The 1578-nt window shown below is 49.7% G+C and carries 1 rRNA gene; it reads left to right on the top strand.

Going from position 1 to position 1578, the window contains the following annotated elements:
* Positions 1-17 precede the first annotated feature (17 nt).
* Positions 18-1544, top strand: a 16S ribosomal RNA gene (locus NH286_RS10600).
* The last annotated feature ends 34 nt before the right edge of the window (positions 1545-1578 follow it).

Here is a 1578-nt window from a genome sequence, read left to right as displayed (position 1 = left end):
AGACTTTCATACAAATTTTTTATGAGAGTTTGATCCTGGCTCAGGATTAACGCTGGCGGCGTGCATAACACATGCAAGTCGAACGATGAAACTTAATTGATCTCTTCGGAGTGAAATTAAGTGGATTAGTGGCGGACGGGTGAGTAACGCGTGAGTAACCTGCCTTAGAGATGGGGATAGCCTCTGGAAACGGAGAATAATACCCAATGATACCAAGCTATCGCATGGTAGCCTGGTCAAAGATTTATCGCTCTAAGATGGACTTGCGTCTGATTAGCTAGTTGGTGAGATAATGGCTCACCAAGGCAACGATCAGTAGCCGGCTTGAGAGAGTGTACGGCCACATTGGGACTGAGACACGGCCCAGACTCCTACGGGAGGCAGCAGTGGGGAATTTTGCACAATGGGGGAAACCCTGATGCAGCGACGCCGCGTGATTTAGAAGGCCTTCGGGTTGTAAAAATCTTTTGTATAGGAAGAAAATGACAGTACTATACGAATAAGGACCGGCTAATTACGTGCCAGCAGCCGCGGTAATACGTAAGGTCCGAGCGTTGTCCGGAATCATTGGGCGTAAAGGGTACGTAGGCGGGTAAGCAAGTTAGAAGTGAAATCCTATAGCTCAACTATAGTAAGCTTTTAAAACTGCTCATCTTGAGGTATGGAAGGGAAAGTGGAATTCCTAGTGTAGCGGTGAAATGCGCAGATATTAGGAGGAATACCGGTGGCGAAGGCGACTTTCTGGCCATAACCTGACGCTGAGGTACGAAAGCGTGGGTAGCAAACAGGATTAGATACCCTGGTAGTCCACGCCGTAAACGATGAGTGTTAGGTGTCTGGAGTAAATCTGGGTGCCGCAGCTAACGCATTAAACACTCCGCCTGGGGAGTACGCACGCAAGTGTGAAACTCAAAGGAATTGACGGGGACCCGCACAAGCAGCGGAGCATGTGGTTTAATTCGACGCAACGCGAAGAACCTTACCAAGTCTTGACATATTACGGCGGGAGCTAGAGATAGTTCCTTACTTCTTCGGAAGACTGTAATACAGGTGGTGCATGGTTGTCGTCAGCTCGTGTCGTGAGATGTTGGGTTAAGTCCCATAACGAGCGCAACCCCTATTGTTAGTTACCATCATTAAGTTGGGGACTCTAACGATACTGCCGGTGACAAACCGGAGGAAGGTGGGGATGACGTCAAATCATCATGCCCTTTATGACTTGGGCTACACACGTGCTACAATGGCAGGTACACAGAGCAGCAAGACAGCGATGTCAAGCAAATCTCAAAAAGCCTGTCCCAGTTCGGATTGCACTCTGCAACTCGAGTGCATGAAGTTGGAGTTGCTAGTAATCGTGGATCAGAATGCCGCGGTGAATGCGTTCCCGGGTCTTGTACACACCGCCCGTCACACCATGGAAGTTGGCAATACCCGAAGCCTGTGAGCGAACCTTTTGGACGCAGCAGTCGAAGGTAGGGTCAGTAACTGGGGTGAAGTCGTAACAAGGTAGCCGTATCGGAAGGTGCGGCTGGATCACCTCCTTTCTAAGGATGAGGAGAGGGTACGCTCTCTCCTCAC

The sequence above is a fragment of the Anaerococcus sp. NML200574 genome (assembly GCF_026131665.1).
Classification (GTDB): Bacteria; Bacillota; Clostridia; order Tissierellales; family Peptoniphilaceae; genus Anaerococcus; species Anaerococcus kampingae.
This window is presented reverse-complemented; position numbering and strand designations above follow the sequence as displayed.